The 18326-nt window shown below is 55.2% G+C and carries 19 protein-coding genes; 8 read left to right on the plus strand and 11 right to left on the minus strand.

The window, feature by feature from the left end:
- Positions 1 to 111: 111 nt before the first annotated feature.
- From NIG5292_RS05105 to ilvD, 5 genes are all read right to left on the minus strand, one after another.
- On the minus strand, positions 112 to 2139 hold the full coding sequence (locus NIG5292_RS05105; RefSeq protein ID WP_048598427.1) for an NADPH-dependent 2,4-dienoyl-CoA reductase: 2028 nt from the start codon (positions 2137 to 2139) through the stop codon (positions 112 to 114).
- A 99-nt stretch (positions 2140 to 2238) separates the two neighbouring features.
- On the minus strand, positions 2239 to 2607 hold the full coding sequence (locus NIG5292_RS05110) for a hypothetical protein (protein ID WP_048598428.1): 369 nt from the start codon (positions 2605 to 2607) through the stop codon (positions 2239 to 2241).
- A gap of 26 nt (positions 2608 to 2633) precedes the next feature.
- Positions 2634 to 3404: a DUF6478 family protein gene (locus tag NIG5292_RS05115; RefSeq protein WP_048598429.1), complete on the minus strand. Its 771-nt coding sequence runs from the start codon at positions 3402 to 3404 to the stop codon at positions 2634 to 2636.
- A 114-nt stretch (positions 3405 to 3518) separates the two neighbouring features.
- On the minus strand, positions 3519 to 4136 hold the full coding sequence (locus tag NIG5292_RS05120; protein ID WP_048598430.1) for a hypothetical protein: 618 nt from the start codon (positions 4134 to 4136) through the stop codon (positions 3519 to 3521).
- Entirely contained in the window at positions 4117 to 5844 is a 1728-nt protein-coding gene (gene ilvD / locus NIG5292_RS05125; protein WP_048598431.1) for a dihydroxy-acid dehydratase, read from the minus strand. The genes NIG5292_RS05120 and ilvD overlap by 20 nt, the downstream gene beginning before the upstream one ends.
- An 83-nt stretch (positions 5845 to 5927) precedes the next feature.
- On the opposite strand from ilvD, the gene NIG5292_RS05130 reads away from it, so the two are divergent.
- From NIG5292_RS05130 to NIG5292_RS15030, 5 genes are all read left to right on the plus strand, one after another.
- Entirely contained in the window at positions 5928 to 6803 is an 876-nt protein-coding gene (locus NIG5292_RS05130; RefSeq protein WP_048598432.1) for a CPBP family intramembrane glutamic endopeptidase, read from the plus strand.
- Positions 6804 to 6858: 55 nt separating this feature from the next.
- Complete coding sequence (gene accD / locus NIG5292_RS05135; RefSeq protein ID WP_048598433.1) at positions 6859 to 7770, plus strand: acetyl-CoA carboxylase, carboxyltransferase subunit beta; 912 nt, start codon at positions 6859 to 6861, stop codon at positions 7768 to 7770.
- Positions 7767 to 9038 carry a bifunctional folylpolyglutamate synthase/dihydrofolate synthase gene (locus NIG5292_RS05140; protein WP_048598434.1) on the plus strand — a complete coding sequence of 424 codons (1272 nt, stop codon included), beginning with the start codon at positions 7767 to 7769 and terminating at the stop codon, positions 9036 to 9038. The genes accD and NIG5292_RS05140 overlap by 4 nt, the downstream gene beginning before the upstream one ends.
- A gap of 168 nt (positions 9039 to 9206) precedes the next feature.
- Positions 9207 to 9827 (plus strand): rhodanese-like domain-containing protein, encoded by a 621-nt coding sequence (locus tag NIG5292_RS05145; RefSeq protein WP_074842018.1) that lies wholly within the window; start codon positions 9207 to 9209, stop codon positions 9825 to 9827.
- A complete protein-coding gene (locus NIG5292_RS15030) occupies positions 9824 to 10642 on the plus strand; it encodes a LysM peptidoglycan-binding domain-containing protein (RefSeq protein ID WP_053084839.1) in 819 nt (272 codons plus the stop codon). The genes NIG5292_RS05145 and NIG5292_RS15030 overlap by 4 nt, the downstream gene beginning before the upstream one ends.
- An 88-nt stretch (positions 10643 to 10730) precedes the next feature.
- Here the strand turns inward: NIG5292_RS15030 and zapE are convergent, their stop codons facing one another.
- Positions 10731 to 11783, minus strand: a complete 1053-nt coding sequence (gene zapE, locus NIG5292_RS05155; protein ID WP_048598436.1) for a cell division protein ZapE — start codon at positions 11781 to 11783, stop codon at positions 10731 to 10733.
- A 57-nt stretch (positions 11784 to 11840) separates the two neighbouring features.
- Here zapE and NIG5292_RS05160 point away from each other — a divergent pair, with 57 nt between their 5' ends.
- Positions 11841 to 12125 (plus strand): DUF5665 domain-containing protein, encoded by a 285-nt coding sequence (locus NIG5292_RS05160; RefSeq protein WP_048598437.1) that lies wholly within the window; start codon positions 11841 to 11843, stop codon positions 12123 to 12125.
- Positions 12126 to 12177: 52 nt separating this feature from the next.
- Positions 12178 to 13422: an MFS transporter gene (locus tag NIG5292_RS05165; protein WP_048598438.1), complete on the plus strand. Its 1245-nt coding sequence runs from the start codon at positions 12178 to 12180 to the stop codon at positions 13420 to 13422.
- 10 nt (positions 13423 to 13432) lie between these two features.
- Here NIG5292_RS05165 and NIG5292_RS05170 read toward each other — a convergent pair whose 3' ends face one another.
- From NIG5292_RS05170 to NIG5292_RS05185, 4 genes are read right to left on the minus strand one after another with little or no spacing between them, the layout of a single operon-like run.
- Entirely contained in the window at positions 13433 to 14053 is a 621-nt protein-coding gene (locus NIG5292_RS05170) for an HAD family hydrolase (protein ID WP_048598439.1), read from the minus strand.
- The gene (locus NIG5292_RS05175) at positions 14050 to 14517 is read right to left on the minus strand and encodes a YaiI/YqxD family protein (protein ID WP_048598440.1); all 468 of its coding nucleotides are present in this window, start codon (positions 14515 to 14517) and stop codon (positions 14050 to 14052) included. The genes NIG5292_RS05170 and NIG5292_RS05175 overlap by 4 nt, the downstream gene beginning before the upstream one ends.
- The gene (gene fghA / locus NIG5292_RS05180) at positions 14514 to 15338 is read right to left on the minus strand and encodes an S-formylglutathione hydrolase (protein WP_048598441.1); all 825 of its coding nucleotides are present in this window, start codon (positions 15336 to 15338) and stop codon (positions 14514 to 14516) included. The genes NIG5292_RS05175 and fghA overlap by 4 nt, the downstream gene beginning before the upstream one ends.
- A 9-nt stretch (positions 15339 to 15347) precedes the next feature.
- Positions 15348 to 16283 (minus strand): AEC family transporter, encoded by a 936-nt coding sequence (locus NIG5292_RS05185; RefSeq protein ID WP_048598442.1) that lies wholly within the window; start codon positions 16281 to 16283, stop codon positions 15348 to 15350.
- Between the two features lie 123 nt (positions 16284 to 16406).
- On the opposite strand from NIG5292_RS05185, the gene NIG5292_RS05190 reads away from it, so the two are divergent.
- The gene (locus NIG5292_RS05190) at positions 16407 to 17024 is read left to right on the plus strand and encodes a TetR/AcrR family transcriptional regulator (RefSeq protein WP_048598443.1); all 618 of its coding nucleotides are present in this window, start codon (positions 16407 to 16409) and stop codon (positions 17022 to 17024) included.
- Positions 17025 to 17033: 9 nt separating this feature from the next.
- Here the strand turns inward: NIG5292_RS05190 and NIG5292_RS05195 are convergent, their stop codons facing one another.
- Positions 17034 to 18146 (minus strand): S-(hydroxymethyl)glutathione dehydrogenase/class III alcohol dehydrogenase, encoded by a 1113-nt coding sequence (locus tag NIG5292_RS05195; RefSeq protein ID WP_048598444.1) that lies wholly within the window; start codon positions 18144 to 18146, stop codon positions 17034 to 17036.
- Positions 18147 to 18326 lie beyond the last annotated feature (180 nt).

Below are 18326 nucleotides of genomic sequence, written 5' to 3' on the forward strand. Positions count from 1 at the left end.
CATTTCGTTGGGGTTGGGTATGGGATCGAAATCAGGCCGAATTGGGACAGTAACCCGACAATAGCGCGGTAATTACAACACCGTTTCAAGGCGGGAAACAGTAGCGTGTTCTTACAGGGTCATTGCCAATCGGGTGCCTTGATCGATGGCGCGCTTGGCATCCAGCTCTGCAGCCACGTCCGCGCCACCAATCACGTGGCACTGCTTGCCCATGGCCATCAGTTGATCCGCCAAGCTTCGTTCTGGCAACTGACCGGCGCACAACACAATCGTGTCAACGGCCAAAACCTCGGGCTTGGTGCGATCAGCACCGTAACTTATGTGCAAGCCTTCGGACGTGATCTGCTCATAATTCACACCCGCAATCATCTTCACGCCCTTCATCTTGAGCGCCGCGCGGTGGATCCAGCCGGTCGTTTTGCCAAGCCGTTTGCCAACTTTTTCTGCTTTGCGCTGCAACAGAGTTATTTCACGCGCACTCGCTTTTGGCGCCGGACCTGTCGGGGCAAGCCCGCCGCGGGTCTGCGATGGATCACCAACCCCCCACTCTGCTTTCCATGCTTCCAGATCGACCGTCGACGACGTCCCATCATGGGCAAGCGTTTCAGCCACATCAAACCCGATACCGCCCGCGCCGATGATGGCGACCCTATCGCCAACTACCGCCCCACCTCGCAACACATCCACATAGCTCACAACGTTTGGCGCGTCTTGTCCGGCGATATGCGGATCACGGGGCGTCACGCCTGTTGCAACAATAATATGGTCGAAATCAGACAGCGCCGATGCGTCCACCTGCGCACCCAGACGCACATGCACGCCAGTGTGTGCAAGCATGGCACGGTACCAATCCACAAGCCCCCAGAACTCTTCTTTGCCCGGCACTTGCTTGGCCATGTTAAGCTGCCCACCCACCTCGCTTTGCGCATCAAAAAGCGTCACCTCGTGACCACGCTGAGCTGCAGTAATCGCAGCAGACATCCCCGCAGGTCCTGCCCCAACAACGGCAACACGTTCAGCAACCTCCGCCGGCTTCATCGGTAGCTCGGTCTCATAACAGGCGCGTGGGTTCACCAGACAGCTACTCAACTTGCCGCTAAACGTGTGATCAAGGCACGCCTGATTACAACCAATGCAAGGCGCGATCTGCTCAGGCTTTCCTTCCATCGCTTTGCGGACAAATTGGCTGTCAGCCAGAAACGGACGGGCCATGCTGACCATATTGGCGGCGCCCCGTTCAAGGATACCTTCGGCAACATCGGGCGTATTAATCCGGTTTGACGTAATGACAGGAATTTGGACACTGCCCATCAGCTTTTCAGTAACCCAACTGAAAGCTGCGCGCGGAACAGACGTGGCAATGGTAGGGATACGTGCTTCGTGCCAGCCGATGCCTGTATTCAAGATGGTGGCACCTGCCGCTTCAACGGCTTTGGCCAGCATCACAACTTCATCCCATGTTGAGCCGTTGGGGATGAGATCAATCATCGACAGCCGGTAGATCAAAATGAAATCAGGTCCAACGGCCTCACGAGTACGGCGTACCACTTCAACGGGCAGGCGCATGCGGTTTTCATAACTGCCGCCCCATTCATCTGTGCGGCGATTAGTATGCGTGACCAAGAACTGGTTCAGAAAATACCCCTCCGACCCCATGATCTCAACGCCGTCATACCCCGCTTGGCGTGCGCGCGTTGCAGCGGTCACGATATCACTGATCTGTTTTTCGATACCCTCTGCGTCCAGCTCTTTGGGCACAAAAGGCGAAATGGGCGACTTCACCGCCGACGGGCCAACGCATTCAGGCGAATAGGCATAACGACCTGCATGCAGAATTTGCATCGCAATTTTACCACCCGCATCATGCACGCGGTCTGTGACGATCTTGTGATTGGCGATGTCACCATCATTGAAAAGGCCCGCTGCACCGGGAAACACACCGCCTTCGCGGTTGGGCGCCATGCCGCCAGTCACCATCAACCCAACTTCGCCACGCGCACGCTCTGCGTAAAACTCCGCAACGCGGTTCCAATCTTTGGTTTCTTCAAGGCCCGTATGCATCGACCCCATCAGCACGCGGTTTTTCAGCGTGGTAAAACCCAGATCAAGCGGAGCCAACAAATGCGGATAGGTGCTCATAGTACAGATGCCTCTCTTTACGTGCAGGTCAACCATACATTCGCAGCCCCGCCTGTCACCCCCGACGTGGCGTTAGGGGCAATGTGCCACCCTGCGGTGCTACTGCGTTTCCACGCAGTGGCGGCGAAACGCCTGTTTCAACAAATCTAACTCCGCACGCAGCAAATCCATTTCCGCGCGAATATCCTCGGCCAAGGCATCGCCTGCCATGACAGTTATCCGTTCTAGAATATTGCCAGCAGCACCATCTGTAATCAGTGCTGTATGTACGCCGTCCGACATCATTTGATGGGGTAGTGAAATACGCAACGCATATTCGCCCGCCGTTTGCGTGGACTGCAACTGCACGTCCTTAATTGGACGCTGCATATACATTACCTCAACGACTGGCTCTGCATCATCGGCCCACAAAAGCCCTTCCCACACGGCGCCTTGCAAACGGGTTTTGGTAAGTTTCATTTTCGACATGTCAAAATACTCCGTCCCTCACCCGATCAAAACTCAGCGCGCGGTTGGCGGCTGAACGTCAGGTCGCGCACAACAATTTCGTTCATTTGAGGGTCTTCGAAAATGAGATCGACCCACATTCTCTCCACCCGCTTTTCGTTCATCTTGGTGTATGCCAGATCAAATTCGACGAATATGTCAGAGCCGTTCAAGGGCAGCTCGCGTACAATCTGATCCGTGTTTGGCCCATGCTTGATGTTGAGCCGCGCGAATATCTCAAGCGGTTTCTCCATCTCAACTTTGGCATCCATCCGGATGATATGCCGCCGCCTTAGGCCATCAACGCTGGCTTTGGGCAGATCAATCACCACAGACAAAAAGCTGCCATCAAAGTGAAATACATCCAGGCGCAACCCGTAGGGCGACAAATCCGTTGCACGCTGGTTTCGCAACTGCCGAACGGCCAGTTCTGAAGTGACGCAGTCATGGAAAATCGTCGCTTCATTGCCAAAACGGGTTTTATTTTGCACTGCTGCAATGCCGCTACGCGCCTGTGGGCCGCGCCATATTTCTGGGCGCCATGACCAATCACTATCGGGGGGGACTTGCATGGCCTGCGCGCCAATCAACGGAAGCGCCAACCGGCCATCCGCCACAAACGCGAACTGATCCAAATGGCGTTTCAACTCACGCGCAGTCTGCCGTTGCGCGCGCAGTGCAGACAACGGGGCATCTGCCGCATACACAGCCGCCTTGCGCCATTTGCGCAAGACACGGCGGTTTAATGCTGCATTCCAAAGTGAGGCCGATAGTTTCACTAGTTATTCCCAAAATGAACTGATCACTGATTACCCGAAAACCGTAAACGAAATCCCACCAAGCGCGAAGCCCGCTACGCGAATTTCTTTTACCGCCTAAAACTGGTCTGGCCCTTACGGGTTGGCGTCTTTCATACGCTTTACGAAACGCTGCAAAACGCGCAATCCATCAGGTTCGGACAATTGGTTTTTGCCATAGCCCCCAACAGTCACGACCACCGATTGCCCGCCTACAACGCTCAAGGCGCGCCAATGCTCCGTGTAGCCGCGGCCAAACGGAGTGGTGCTTGTGTCTTTGATGCGCACGTAAAGCGCCTCAGACTGGGGCCAGATACCCAACACATCAACACTGCGCGGATTACCCGACCGGCTTATCGCCGTACGTCCTTCGGGTGAGCGCAACGCGGCCTCAATGGCACTGGCACGACCCAAACCATAAGGTGGAGCTTTCTCGCCCACTGACGTTGTGAACACGGCGATATAACTGGGCCAATCATCAACCTCGTTACTCAATGCCTTACAGGGCAACACTACGCTAAACCGGTCTTTACTGCTTGAGGTATCAGGGCAGTAATCCGCAGGGAGTACAATCTTGAGGGGGCCAACGCGCTCTGTCTTTGATCCGGCTAGGGACAACCCAGAGAAACTTGGCAACGCCCCCTCAAGCGAGGCGCAGGCTGCCAGTGAAATCACCAGCAGCCCGACAATGGCTTTAGAGATCCATGTATACATGACGCTCCGCTTTGGCCCCTGGGTGCGTAACCGCCCCGAGCCGTGTTGAGCCAACAAGCTGTGCGTACTTATAAAGAGCGCCACTGGCGTACAAAGTTTCTTTCGGACCTGCCCATTCCGCGCGACGTGCGGCCAGCTCATCATCCGTCAAATCGACAGACAATTCGCCGTTGATGGCGTTGATGGTAATCATATCACCATCTTTCAGCATACCAATCGGGCCACCATGTGCCGCCTCTGGACCAACGTGACCCACGCAGAAACCACGTGTCGCGCCTGAGAAACGACCATCAGTGATAAGAGCAACTTTCTTACCCATACCCTGACCAGAAAGCGCCGCAGTCGTGGACAGCATTTCGCGCATCCCCGGACCACCAGCAGGGCCTTCGTTGCGGATGACAAGTACTTCACCCTCTTCGTAAGCGCGCTGCTTTACGGCCTCAAATGCGTCTTCTTCGCATTCAAACACACGCGCGGGACCGGTGAACGACTGCTCTTCCTCACCCATGCCCGCAACTTTCACGATAGCACCTTCTGGCGCGAGGTTGCCCTTAAGGCCCACAACACCACCGGTTTTGGTGATCGGTGTTTCAATCGGGTAGATCACGCGACCGTCTGCTTCCAGCGACACCTTGTCCAACTCTTCGCCGATTGAGTAGCCAGTAACGGTCATGCAGTCTTCATGCATCAGACCTGCTTTGCGCAGCTCCTTCATGACCACTGGTACACCACCAGCCTCATAAAGGTCTTTCGCAACATATTGACCGCCGGGCTTAAGATCGACGAAGTAAGGCGTATCACGGAAAATTTCGCAGACATCATCAAGGTCGAAATCAATACCCGCTTCGTGGGCAATTGCTGGCAAGTGCAGGCCCGCGTTGGTTGACCCACCGGTACAGGCCACAACGCGCGCAGCGTTTTGCAAGCTTTCCAGCGTCACGATATCACGCGCACGGATATTCTTTTCGATCAAACGCATCACGGCTTCACCAGAAGCAACGCCGTATTGGTCACGGCTCTCGTAGGGCGCAGGCGCACCAGCCGAGTTTGGCAGCGCAAGGCCAATCGCCTCAGACACACACGCCATGGTGTTCGCTGTGAACTGACCGCCACAGGCACCAGCAGACGGGCATGCAACGCGCTCAAGCGTGCGCAGTGCTTCGTCACTCATGTTGCCCGCTTGGTGCTGACCCACGGCTTCGAATACGTCCTGAACTGTAACGTCTTTACCTTCAAGGCGACCCGGAAGGATCGAACCGCCGTAAATAAAGACAGACGGCGTGTTCAAACGCACCATCGCCATCATCATGCCGGGCAAGGATTTGTCACAGCCCGCAAGACCAACAATCGCGTCATAGCAGTGGCCGCGCATCGTCAATTCAACCGTGTCCGCAATTGCCTCGCGTGACGCCAGAGAAGAACGCATGCCTTCGTGGCCCATCGCAATACCGTCGGTGACAGTAATGGTTGTGAACTCGCGCGGTGTACCCATGGCGGACTTCACGCCCAGCTTCACGGCCTGCGCCTGACGGTTCAATGAGATGTTGCACGGCGCTGCTTCGTTCCAGCAGGTCGCAACACCAACCAGCGGTTGTGCGATCTCTTCTTCTGTCAGGCCCATCGCATAATAATACGACCGGTGAGGCGCGCGCGATGGCCCCTCTGTCACATAGCGGCTTGGCAGCTTGGATTTGTCGACCTTCGTCATTGCTCAACTCCCTAAATTCATTGGAAAACTGGATAAGGCAGGGCTAAGTGATCCACAAGTGTGAACGCATCAAAGGTGTCTAAATGTCATACCCGTTTTTCGAAGCCATGATCGCCCCCGCCCGCCCACAGCCACAAATTTGGCGCATCGCATTGGGCACAATCCTTATCGGGGCCATCTACTTCGCTGGAATTTCAGCATTTTTTGCGGTTATGACGTTTCTTAGCCCGTCACAGACGGTCCTGCTCAACACCATGAATGGCACCACACCATTCGGCATGATGCTGTTGCTCAGTACCTTCTCTTTTATGATTTTGGGCACATGGGCCGCACTTAAGCTGCATGGCCGCAGCTTTGTCAGCGTTTTGGGGCACCAGGAAATGTTCCAAAGACACTTCAAACGAAGCGTGGGCTTTTTGTTCATCTTGATGGTCGCGCTGATGTTCATGCCACCTTGGGACATATTGAGCGAGCTAAACCAGCAGTATCCAGTACTAAAATGGGCCGCTTTCTTGATCCCAGCCATCGCGCTGACGCTGGTTCAGGTCAGCGCAGAGGAACTGGTCTTTCGGGGCTACTTGCAAAGCCAGCTTGCCGCACGTTTCAAAAGCCCGATCATCTGGATGCTACTGCCTTCGATTGCGTTCGGCCTGCTGCATCATGACCCCGCAACAAATGGCGGCAACGCATGGGTGATTACGCTGTGGGCCGTGCTATTTGGTGTAATCGCTGCTGATTTGACGGCTCGCTCTGGCACCCTTGCCCCTGCGATCGCCCTGCATTTGCTCAACAACCTCAGCGCGCTTCTTGTTGTTGGCCTTCCTGGCGTTTTGTCAGGACTTGCGCTTTTCACCCTTCCCTACCGCGCTGATGACCCTGAATTGATGAGCTATATCTGGCTTGATCTGGTCGCGATGGGCCTTGCGTGGGCCACTGCCCGTTGGGCGATACGCGCCTGATTGCATTTCCTGATCCACGGGCTTATCTGGGAAATGAAGGTAGCAGGGGCTTTCTATGAACTGGATTTCCAATTACGTCCGTCCGACGATTAATTCCATCTTTTCACGCCGTGAGGTTCCCGAGAACCTTTGGCAGAAATGCTCTGAATGCGGCACCATGCTGTTTCACCGTGAGCTGACGGAAAATCTGAACGTCTGCACGCAATGCGATCACCACATGGCGATCACCGCGCGCGACCGCTTCCAAGCGTTGTTCGACGGTGGCGTATATCTGGACGTAGCGGTGCCTGAACCACTTGCTGACCCGCTCGGGTTTAAGGACCAGAAGCGCTATCCCGACCGCATGAAGGCTGCCGTCAAATCAACGGGCGAAAAAGAAGCGATGCTGGTTGCAGAGGGTGAAATCCTGCGGACACCTATCGTTGCCGCCTGTCAGGATTTCTCGTTCATGGCTGGCTCAATGGGTATGTATGTGGGCAACGCAATTATCGCGGCTGCCGAACGCGCCGTAAAGCTAAAGCGCCCCCTCGTCCTATTCTCTGCCGCGGGTGGCGCACGGATGCAGGAAGGCATTTTGTCTTTGATGCAAATGCCGCGCACAACCGTGGCGGTTGAAATGCTCAAAGAAGCAAACCTGCCCTACATCGTTGTGCTGACCCACCCAACGACTGGTGGTGTGACCGCCTCATACGCCATGCTGGGCGATGTGCATATTGCCGAACCAAACGCCCTGATTTGCTTTGCCGGACCCCGCGTGATTGAGCAAACCATCCGCGAAAAACTGCCCGAAGGCTTTCAGCGGGCCGAATATCTGCTTGAGCATGGCATGCTTGACCGCGTGACACACCGCTCAAAGCTAAAGTCGGAACTGGTGACCATCATCCGCATGATGATGAAAGACAAACCCGCAATCCACGGCGATCTGCCTGCCCCTGCGGAACAACCAGAAATCACAGACGCGAAATGACAGCCGATACATCGGACGTCATCCTGCAACGGATGATGGCGCTGCACCCCAAGATCATTGATCTGACACTGGACCGTGTTTGGGCGCTGTTGAGCGCGCTTGATAATCCGCAAAACCGCATGCCGCCTGTCATTCATCTGGCTGGCACCAACGGCAAAGGCTCGACCCAAGCGATGATCCGCGCGGGGCTTGAGGGCGCAGGTAAATCCGTACACGCCTACACATCACCGCATCTGGCACGTTTTCACGAACGCATCCGCCTTGCGGGCGAGCTGATCACAGAAGACGCCCTGACCCAAGTTCTGGACAATTGCTACACCGCCAACAACGGCGCGAATATCACCTATTTCGAGATCACGACTGTTGCGGCCCTGCTGGCTTTTTCACGCACAAAAGCAGATTATACGTTGCTTGAAGTTGGCCTTGGTGGGCGGCTTGATGCAACCAATGTGATGGATCCCGCGCTGTCGATCATCACGCCCGTTGACTTGGATCATCAGCAATTTCTTGGGGACACTTTGGGTGCCATCGCAGGTGAAAAAGCAGGCATCATCAAGCGCGGCGTGCCTGTTATTGTTGGCCCTCAGCATGATGAGGCCCTTGATGTGATTGAGGCTAAGGCAAACAGCCTTGGCGCGCCCATGCTGGTACACGGCCAACACTGGCACGTCACCACCGAACGTGGCCGCCTCATTTTCCAAGATGACAACGGACTGCTCGACCTGCCAATGCCCGCCCTGCCCGGCGCACACCAAGTGCAGAACGCAGGTGCCGCATTAATGGCGCTTCGCCACCTTGGTTTTGGTGAAGATGCCTGCGCCGCAGCAATGGAAAACGTAAGCTGGCCCGCGCGGATGCAGCGCCTCAAAACTGGTCCGCTGGTAGAGGCTGCAGGGAGCGCGGAACTTTGGCTTGATGGTGGGCACAACCCTGCCGCGGGCCGCGCGATGGCCGACCTAATCAAGACACTGCCGAACCGTTCAACGCATCTGATTTGCGGTATGTTGAACACAAAGGACATCGATGGATACCTCGCCCCACTGGCGACAGTTGCCCAAAGCCTGACCGCAGTCGACATTCCCGATGAAGTAAACACCCTGCCTGCACAAACTACTGCTGATGCAGCGCAACGTGTTGGTTTCAAGTCAAAAATTGCACCCAATGTGCAAACAGCGATTGAGAACATAACCGCCTCCGAACCGGATGCACGCATCTTGATCTGCGGATCACTATACCTTGCTGGGGCCATTCTGCGCAGCAACGGCTGAGGCTGACACCACACCAGCCACCACAGAAAAATCAAAAGAGTGATTCGAAAATCCTTTGACTACTGATTCGTTCTGTCTCTATATGTGGAGGCAGTAGCGATATTCATGGGCCTGCCAGCCCCACGCCACAACATGTGGGTGAGTATTGTCCTGCTGGGGGACTTGTTAATGATTCGTAGCCTATTTTCAGGGGCTTTAGTTGGTATTTTGTCGGCGTCCACTTTGGTTGCCCAAGCACAACAAGCCGGAAATGAAACCTCGTTTCGCTTTAACGGCGAGGCTTTCACCATCACGCGCGCCGCTCAGGTCAACGTGAACAAACTGGTCGCCTTCGCGCGACCAAGTCTGTCATGTGAGGGCAGTTGCTTATCACCTATGTCCGCAGCCGAAGGTGTCACCACCATCGGTGAGTTGGACGTGATGAGCTTCATGACCGAACAGGTTGCAACGGGATCAGGGCTTATCCTTGATGCCCGCATGCCTGAACAACGCGCAGTTGGCTTTATTCCTGCATCTGTCAGCGTGCCGGTGCCCACAATGGCCGCCGACAACCCCTACCGCGTTGATATCTTGCGCGCGCTTGGCGCCAAAACAGCCGCAGGCGTGTCCAACTTCAGCGGCGCAGTTGAGCTGGTGATCTTTGACGCAGGTCCGGGGACCACAGACGCGCAACGGCTTATCAGCACCCTTTTGGACAGCGGATACCCAGCAGAAAAAGTCAAATATTACCGAGGCGGCATGCAAGTCTGGACAGCTCTCGGCCTGACCACTCAGGAGACACCATCGTGAAAGTTGAGCCCATGACCAGTACCTCCAAAAAGACGCTTCCCCTTGTGCTTGCTATCAGCGGTTTCTCTTTCGTTGTTGGTGGTGCGCTGACGTATCAGGTCGTTAAAATGACCAGCGAACCAACGATCACGGCACAAGTCGCATCCGCATCATCGGGGTTGCCGCTGACTCCAGAAGTCACACGCAACACAAGCGAGACACTCAACAGCTTGAACGTACAATCGGCAGTCAACGCATCGCTTAGCCCCGCGCCTGTACAAACAGCCGAAGCCATTGCGGAAGAAAAAGCCCGCAAAGTCCAAGAGGCCGTGGATATCCTGAACGCCAACAAACTGCGCATGCTGGAAGAAGGCATCGTGGCGGGCCTCTACTCAATTGACGAAGATGAGAATAACCGCCTCAAGTTTAACTCAACCAACGCGCCAAGCGCGGTAACAGACGCGCAAAACCTGATCTCTGCGGCTGTGTCTAACGGGGTTTTAGTGCTGCCCAAAGAGCTTGGCACAACCGGCGGCGAAGTTGATCCAACGGCCGTATTGTTCAACGTTGTGCAAAAAGCATTGGTCGCCAAAGGTGAAACAGCCGCCGCCGCCGAATTGCAACGCCGCGCAGCCGAAGCCTCGCGCCCCATTGCGCGCGTTGAAAATGGCAACCGCGTCTATACCGTCGCCTCAGGTGATAGCTTGGCCTATATCGCGCTGAAGTTTTACGGCTCCACGACCGATTACCAAACAATCTTCGATGCCAACCGTGACAAGCTCACAACGCCCGATCGTATTTTCATCGGGCAAAAGTTGCGCATCCCAAACGTATAAAAAAAGCAGGCATCTCCAAGCCATTGAGCAAAACTTACAAGGGGTCCTTCGGGGCCCCTTTTTTTGCTCAGCAGGGTTTACAGACCGTCTACAGACCCCAGTCCGCAGATTGCATTTCGCGCAATCGGCTTGAGGTGCGCTCAAACTCAAAAGTCCCCTCGCCCTCAACATACAGCAACTCAGGCGCCGCCGCAGCCGAGCAAATCAGACGCGTGCCCGCCTCATAAAGCGCATCAATCAACGTCACAAACCGCTTGGCTTCGTTGAAATTTGACCGCCCCAATCGTGGCACATCATCCAACAGCAAAACCTTCGCAGTCTCTGCCAACATCAAATAATCCGCCGCCCCAAGGTGCTTGCCGCACAGATCAAAAAACTTGGCCCGCGCCACACCGTTATGAAAACGCGGTATCAGCAGATCATGGCCCTTCACGCGCAACGTAAGCGGTGCGCCGTCACCGTCCGCAAGTGCGGCCCAAGCTGCATCCATTGCAGCGCGCGCCTTTTGATCAACGGGGGTAAAATAAACATCCGACCCCGCAAGGCGGTCTTGGCGGTAATCCGTAGGTGACGCCAATTCATGCACCACCATTTTATCTTTCAAAAGCCCGATGAACGGCACAAACAAATCACGGTTCAGCCCGTGTTTATACAGATCATCCGGCACACGGTTTGAGGTGGTCACAACAACCACACCCGCCGCGAAAAGTTGCTCAAACAGACGCCCAACAATCATCGCATCGGTGATGTCCGTAATTTGCATTTCATCAAACGCCAAACACCGCACACTGTCAGAAATGGCATCCGCCACAGGCTTGATAGGGTCATCAACACCGCGCGCACGTGCTTCGTGAATAGCCTCGTGGATTTCTTGCATGAAGGCGTGAAAATGGACCCGCCGCGCCGGTACGCTTAGCCCGCTGACAAACAAATCCATCAGCATCGACTTGCCACGCCCAACACCACCCCACAGATAGAGGCCCTGTATCGGATCAGGGGCACGGCGGAAAAAGCCGCGCTTTACGGGCTTTGCCAGCTCGTTCGCAATGCGGTCAAATTCCGGCAGCACAGCAGTTTGCGCATCATCTGGCTTCAGCTCTCCGGCGGCGACGCGGGCGGTATAAATCTCGGATGGAACCATAACGTTTGCCTAGTCGTTCAGTTTTACAAATACCAGAAAAAGACGCATGATTTCGAGATGGATCAAGACATCAAAAAACTGGCCGCAGAGGTCGCTAAACTGAACGGCCACCGCTTTGTGACGATGCACAACTCTGTGCCCAAGATGCTGGCCTTCAATTTTGCGCGCGGACTGGCCTTTGGTTTAGGATCCGTCATTGGGGCCACGCTGCTGGTTTCTGTGCTTGTTTATTTGCTTAGCCAGATTGATTTCATCCCCATCATCGGTGAATGGGCCACAGTTCTCAGCACCGCGTTGGCAGACATCAACGGTGCGATGGACGAAAACGCTAACGGTCAATGACATATGCACAATAAGAATTGACCGGTCATTGAACCTGCGCCATCTAAGCGGGATGAAAACATCAAGCGCGCCCCTCATTACGCCGGTCCTCGTTGCGGGCTGCATCATTATCATAGTCAGCTTTGCGATCCGGGCAAGTTTTGGCGTGTTCCAAATTCCCATCGCAGAAGAATTCGGCTGGCTGCGCACAGAGTTCTCGCTTGCGATCGCCATTCAGAACCTTGCGTGGGGCATTGGCCAGCCGATCTTTGGTGCCATCGCTGAAAAGCTGACAGATCGCAAAGCCATTATTTTGGGCGCGCTAACCTATGCAATTGGCCTTTTGTTGTCATCACAGGCCATCACGCCTTTGGGCCACCAAGCCTATGCATGGCTGGTGGGCTTTGGCATCGCAGGGACAGGTTTCAGCGTCATTCTGGCTGTTGTTGGGCGTGCCGCGAGTGATGAGAACCGCTCTATGGCGCTTGCCATCGCCACCGCAGCCGGTAGCGCAGGCCAAATCTTTGGGGCCCCCGTCGCAGAGGCGCTTTTGACAATCATGTCATGGCAAATGGTCTTTATCGTCTTTGCTGGTCTGATTATCAGCACGCTGTTGTGCCTACCTTTGATGAACACGACCGCCCCCGCCAGCAAAGCCGAGTTGGAAGAGTCGATGGGCCAAATTCTGATTAAGGCCTTCAAAGACCCTTCCTATTCGCTCATCTTTCTTGGGTTCTTTTCCTGCGGCTATCAGCTTGCCTTCATCACCGCGCACTTCCCCGCAATGATTACCGAAATGTGCGGCCCCATTTTGGCGGGCGGCGTCCTGCATAACATGGGCATCACCACCACCAGCGCACTGGGCGCCATGGCCATCGCGCTGATCGGTGCAGCCAACATTGCGGGCACCCTTTTGGCCGGTTGGGCAGGCAAACGTTACTCAAAGAAATACCTACTGGCGGGCATCTATACGGGCCGGACACTCGTGGCGGCCGTGTTTATCCTGATGCCGATCACGCCCACAACAGTGATCATGTTCTCGCTTGCGATGGGCTCATTGTGGCTGGCCACGGTGCCCCTGACCAGCGGCCTTGTCGCGCATATTTACGGCCTGCGCTACATGGGCACGCTCTATGGCATCGTCTTTTTCAGCCACCAATTGGGCAGCTTTCTTGGCGTTTGGCTGGGCGGTAAAATGTACGACATCTATGGCGATTATAACATGGTCTGGTGGGTCGGCGTGGGTGTGGGTGCGTTCAGCGCAATCGTGCATCTGCCCATCAAAGAGCGTCCGTTACCAGCTGCCGTGGCAAGCTAGGGCCGCTTGTCTAAGCGGCCTCATCTGCGCTCAACAAGCCTTCGGCCACCAAACGATCAGCCCATCCTTGCGGGCCTTCAAACAGATGCGTTTGCCACCCGCGTGAAGCCGCCATTGCGATGTTATCAGCGCGGTCATCCGTAAAGAGCAACCCTTCAGGCGCCACACCACAGTCATCTTCCATCATCTGATAAATCTGCGGTTCCGGCTTGATGCAGCGCATGTGACCGCTGACGTATTGGCGATCAAAGTTTGTCAAAAACGGATAATGCGTCTGCGCGTAAGCAAAGCTCTCGATGCCAAAGTTGGTCAGCGAGAAAACTGGAACACCTTTGGCACGCAATGCGGTTTGCAAGCGGACAGAATGCTCAATAGCCGGCGCGGCCATCTCAATCCAGCGATCATGCCAAATACGGATTTCATCACGCCACTGCGGCGTTTGTTCCGCCTGCGCATAGATCACATCGCGAAAGCCTTCGCCGCGATCAACACGGTCGTTCATCCCGTGCAAATCTACTTCTGCAAACATCTCTTCACGGCGCTCCTGACCAATTACACTGTCGAAAAAGCGTTCCGGATGCCATTCAAGAAGCACGTTGCCGATGTCAAAAACCACTGCCTGAACACTCATGGTGCTGTTCCTTTTTCTGCGTCTGATTTGGCAAAGCGCACCACGCGCTCAAGCCCGTCTAAAAATCGCGATCTGTCAGCCTTGGAAAACGGTCGTCCGCCCCCTTGGCGAAACGGGTCCGCACTACGCAAATCCTGCATCAGATCCCGCGTCGCCAAAACCTGTCCGATATTGCGCGCGTCCAGAATTTCGCCGTTATGCTTAATTACGCGGGCCCCTGCCTCTACGCATTTCGCGGCCAGCGGAATGTCACCGGTGATCACCACGTCACCGGCTTTGGCGCGATCTGCGATCCACATATCCGCAACATCCGGTCCGTCAGGCACGATGATATTTTCAACCAACGGGTTCTGCGATGGGCGCAGTCCGCCATTGCTTACCACAAAAAGGGTAAGCCCGTGCCGCGTGGCCACGCGCTCTGCCTCGGCTTTGACGGGACAGGCATCTGCATCAACGTAAATCACCCGTGCAACGCCTCTGCGTGAAAGGCGATGTGATCGGCCATAAACGTCGATACAAAGTAATAACTGTGATCGTACCCTTTCTGCATCCGAAATTCGCCTGCTTGGCGGCGCGCTGTCATCGCGTGGGCAAGGCTTTCGGGGCGTAGTAAATCAAGAAACTGATCTTCGGTGCCTTGGTCAATCAACACAGGACCGGCAAATCCACGGTCAGCCATCAGTAAGCTGGCATCGTGATTGGCCCATTCGGTTTGCGGCAAATATGCACCAAGCTGCTTTGTGCCCCAGTCGCTTTGGGTTGGGTTAGCAATGGGTGCAAACGCCGAGACAGCGCGGTAACGCTCGGGCATATGCATCGCCAAGGTCAACGCGCCGTGTCCTCCCATGGAGTGACCCGTGATGCTCTGACGCTCAAGATCAACAGGCAGTTCAGCCAAAGCGCCGTGCAAATCCTTGGTGATATAGTCCCACATCTTGAAGTGCGACGACCACGGTGCGTTTTGCGCATTCACGTAAAAGCCCGCCCCTTGGCCAAGGTCATATGCCTCGTCATCTGGCACGCCCTCGCCGCGGGGCGACGTATCAGGGAAAAGCACCGCAATGCCTTCCTCAGCGGCCCATCTTTGCGCACCAGATTTCTCCATCACGTTGGCATGGGTGCATGTCAGACCCGACAAATATGTCAACAAAGGCACAGGGCCAAACGCAGCCTCTGCAGGCAGGTAAAGCCCAAATGTCATGTCGCAATCACACGCCTCAGAGCGGTGTGAATACACACGTTGCACGCCATCGAATGCACGGTTTTCAGAGATCAGTTTTAACACGGCAATTCCTCACAAAAGAGTTTTCGTAACCCACGCGATCACCACTGAAAGGCTGACCACGGAAACCACGGTTGAGACAAAAATACTGGCCGAAGCCCGCGATGGTGCAACATCATAATGCCGCGCGATGATGTACACATTGCCCGCCACCGGAAGCGCCGCTGTCGCGATCATCACAGCTGCCGAATACGGATCGACCGCAAAGACAAACAGGGCAAGCGCGCCTACCGCGACGGGGTGCAGGACAAGTTTACAGAAAGTTAACCAACCCGCGACACTGATCCGTTCGGCAGATTTATCCGCCAAGGATGCCCCAATCGCAAAGAGCGCGCCAGGCGTGGCCGCTGCCCCCAAGATGCCCAGAAATTCGTTCACGGGCGCGGGAAGAGGCTGATCCGTTGCCGACCAGCACAGCCCCAAAACGATGGACACAATCATCGGGTTTTTCACAAGACCAATCGCAATACTGCGCAAAATTCCAAGCGACATCCGCCCATCACGCGCACCTGTGATCAAAATGACGATCAGCGATCCAAACACAATTAGATCAACCGCCAACACCAGCATCACAGGCCCAACAGAACGTTCTCCCAACAGCAAAATCAGCATTGGAATACCCAAGAAACCAACATTGCCGATAACGGCGCATTGCGCCTCAACCGCCCCTTCAAGGATGCCACGCTTGCGCACCAAGGCCACAACAGTTGCCAACAAATAGACCGCGAGCGAGCCCAGAAGATATGCCCACACGAGCGGCCAATCGATGACTTCCGCAAGGCTAAGGTTGGCTGAAAAGCGGAACAGCATGGCCGATAGAGCGAAGTAAAAGACGAACTTGGTCAGATATCCCGTGGCCTCAGGCGGAAAGAACCCCCGCCGCGCCGCGCCATACCCAAGCGCGATCAACGCGAAAAAGGGTAAAGTTTTCAGAAATATATCCACCATATCAAATCGCTAGCACGCAACGACCGAGCGGGGAAGAGCAGCGTTCACCCAAATGTCTGCTTGGACAAACTAAACGAACCAGTTTATGTATTAGCTTCTGAATTTATCGCTTGGGTGGGTTTCATGAACGCCGAACTGCCGGTCATCAAAAAGGGTCGCAAGTTTGATCAAGTGATCGACGGCGCAACACGTGTGTTCATGCGCGATGGCTTTGACGGCGCCAGCGTGGACGACATCGCCCGCGAAGCCAAAGTCTCCAAGGCTACTCTATACAGCTACTTCACCGACAAGCGCGTTCTGTTCATGGAAGTTGCGCGGACCGAATGCACCCGCCAAGCAGACGCAGCACTCGATGAAATCAACATGACGCTGCCGCCGCGTGATGTGCTGCGCAAAGCGTGTAAATCCATGATGCGGTTCTTTTATTCGGATTTCGGCGTGAATGTCTTTCGCATTGCCGTCGCTGAAAGCAGTCGCTTTCCCGAACTGGGACGCGCGTTTTATCTCAACGGTCCAATGGAAGCGCGCAAGCGGTTGATCACGTATCTCAACGCGGCGATTGCCAAGGGCGATCTGGTGATTGACGACATTGACATGGCCGCGGACCAACTACCGCAACTGTGCAAAGCGGACCTGCACGAAAAACTGATATTCGGCATCCAAGACGGGTTTACCGAAGACGAGATCGACCGCATTGCAACTGCCGCGGTCGATCTGTTTTTGTCACGCTACGGCGCGTAAACGCAGCGCTTAGTACACCACAACCGAACGGATCGACTTGCCCTGATGCATCAGGTCAAACCCGTGGTTAATGTCATCAAGTCCCATTGTGTGCGTGATCATTGGATCGATCTCGATCTTGCCGTCCATGTACCAATCAACGATCTGCGGCACATCTGTACGACCGCGTGCGCCGCCAAAGGCCGTACCGCGCCATGACCGGCCTGTCACCAATTGGAACGGACGGGTGCTGATTTCTGCACCGGCGGGTGCGACACCGATGATGATGCTCTCGCCCCATCCTTTGTGCGCAGATTCCAATGCCGTACGCATTACGTCCACGTTGCCCGTTGCATCAAACGTATAGTCCGCGCCGCCCTTGGTCAGCGCCACAAGATAAGCCACCAAGTCACCATCGACTTCTTTGGGGTTCACAAAGTCAGTCATCCCAAAACGCGTGGCCATCTCAACTTTGCTGGGGTTGATATCAACGCCCACAATCTGATCCGCACCTGCAAGACGTAGCCCTTGGATCACGTTCAGGCCAATGCCGCCCAACCCAAAGACAATCGCGCGGCTGCCAATCTCGGCCTTGGCCGTGTTAATGACCGCCCCGATGCCCGTTGTGACGCCGCAACCAATGTAGCAAATCTTATCGAACGGCGCGTCTTTGCGTACTTTGGCCAGTGCAATTTCAGGCACAACCGTGTGGTTAGCGAAGGTCGAACAGCCCATATAGTGCAAAATCGGATCACCATCGAGCGTTGTAAAACGACTGGTTCCATCGGGCATAAGGCCCTGACCTTGGGTGCTGCGAATAGACTGGCACAAGTTGGTCTTGGGGTTGAGGCAATATTCGCACGTCCGGCATTCGGGCGTGTAAAGCGGGATCACGTGATCGCCTTTCTTAAGCGACGTCACATCAGGACCCACGTCCACAACAACGCCCGCACCTTCGTGGCCCAAAATCGCGGGGAACAGCCCCTCTGGATCGGCACCAGACAGAGTAAATTCATCTGTGTGACAAATGCCAGTGGCCTTGATTTCAACCACAACCTCACCGGACCGTGGGCCCGCCAAGTTTACTTCCATCACTTCCAAGGGCTTGCCCGCTTGGGTCGCTACCGCAGCACGCGTACGCATAATCCAACTCTCCGATCATTGCTTATTCGCCCTGACACTAGGCCTGCCAAGCGGCCCAATGCAATGCGCAATAGGTTGTTACGGGCTAACTAAAACATATAGGTAGGGCGCTGATAACCAGAGTTGTCGACGTAAACGCGTGGGCTTTGGCAATGGATAAAGTGGGGGCTCGGACCATTG

The sequence above is a fragment of the Nereida ignava genome, from assembly GCF_001049735.1.
In the GTDB taxonomy this organism is placed as follows: Bacteria; Pseudomonadota; Alphaproteobacteria; order Rhodobacterales; family Rhodobacteraceae; genus Nereida; species Nereida ignava.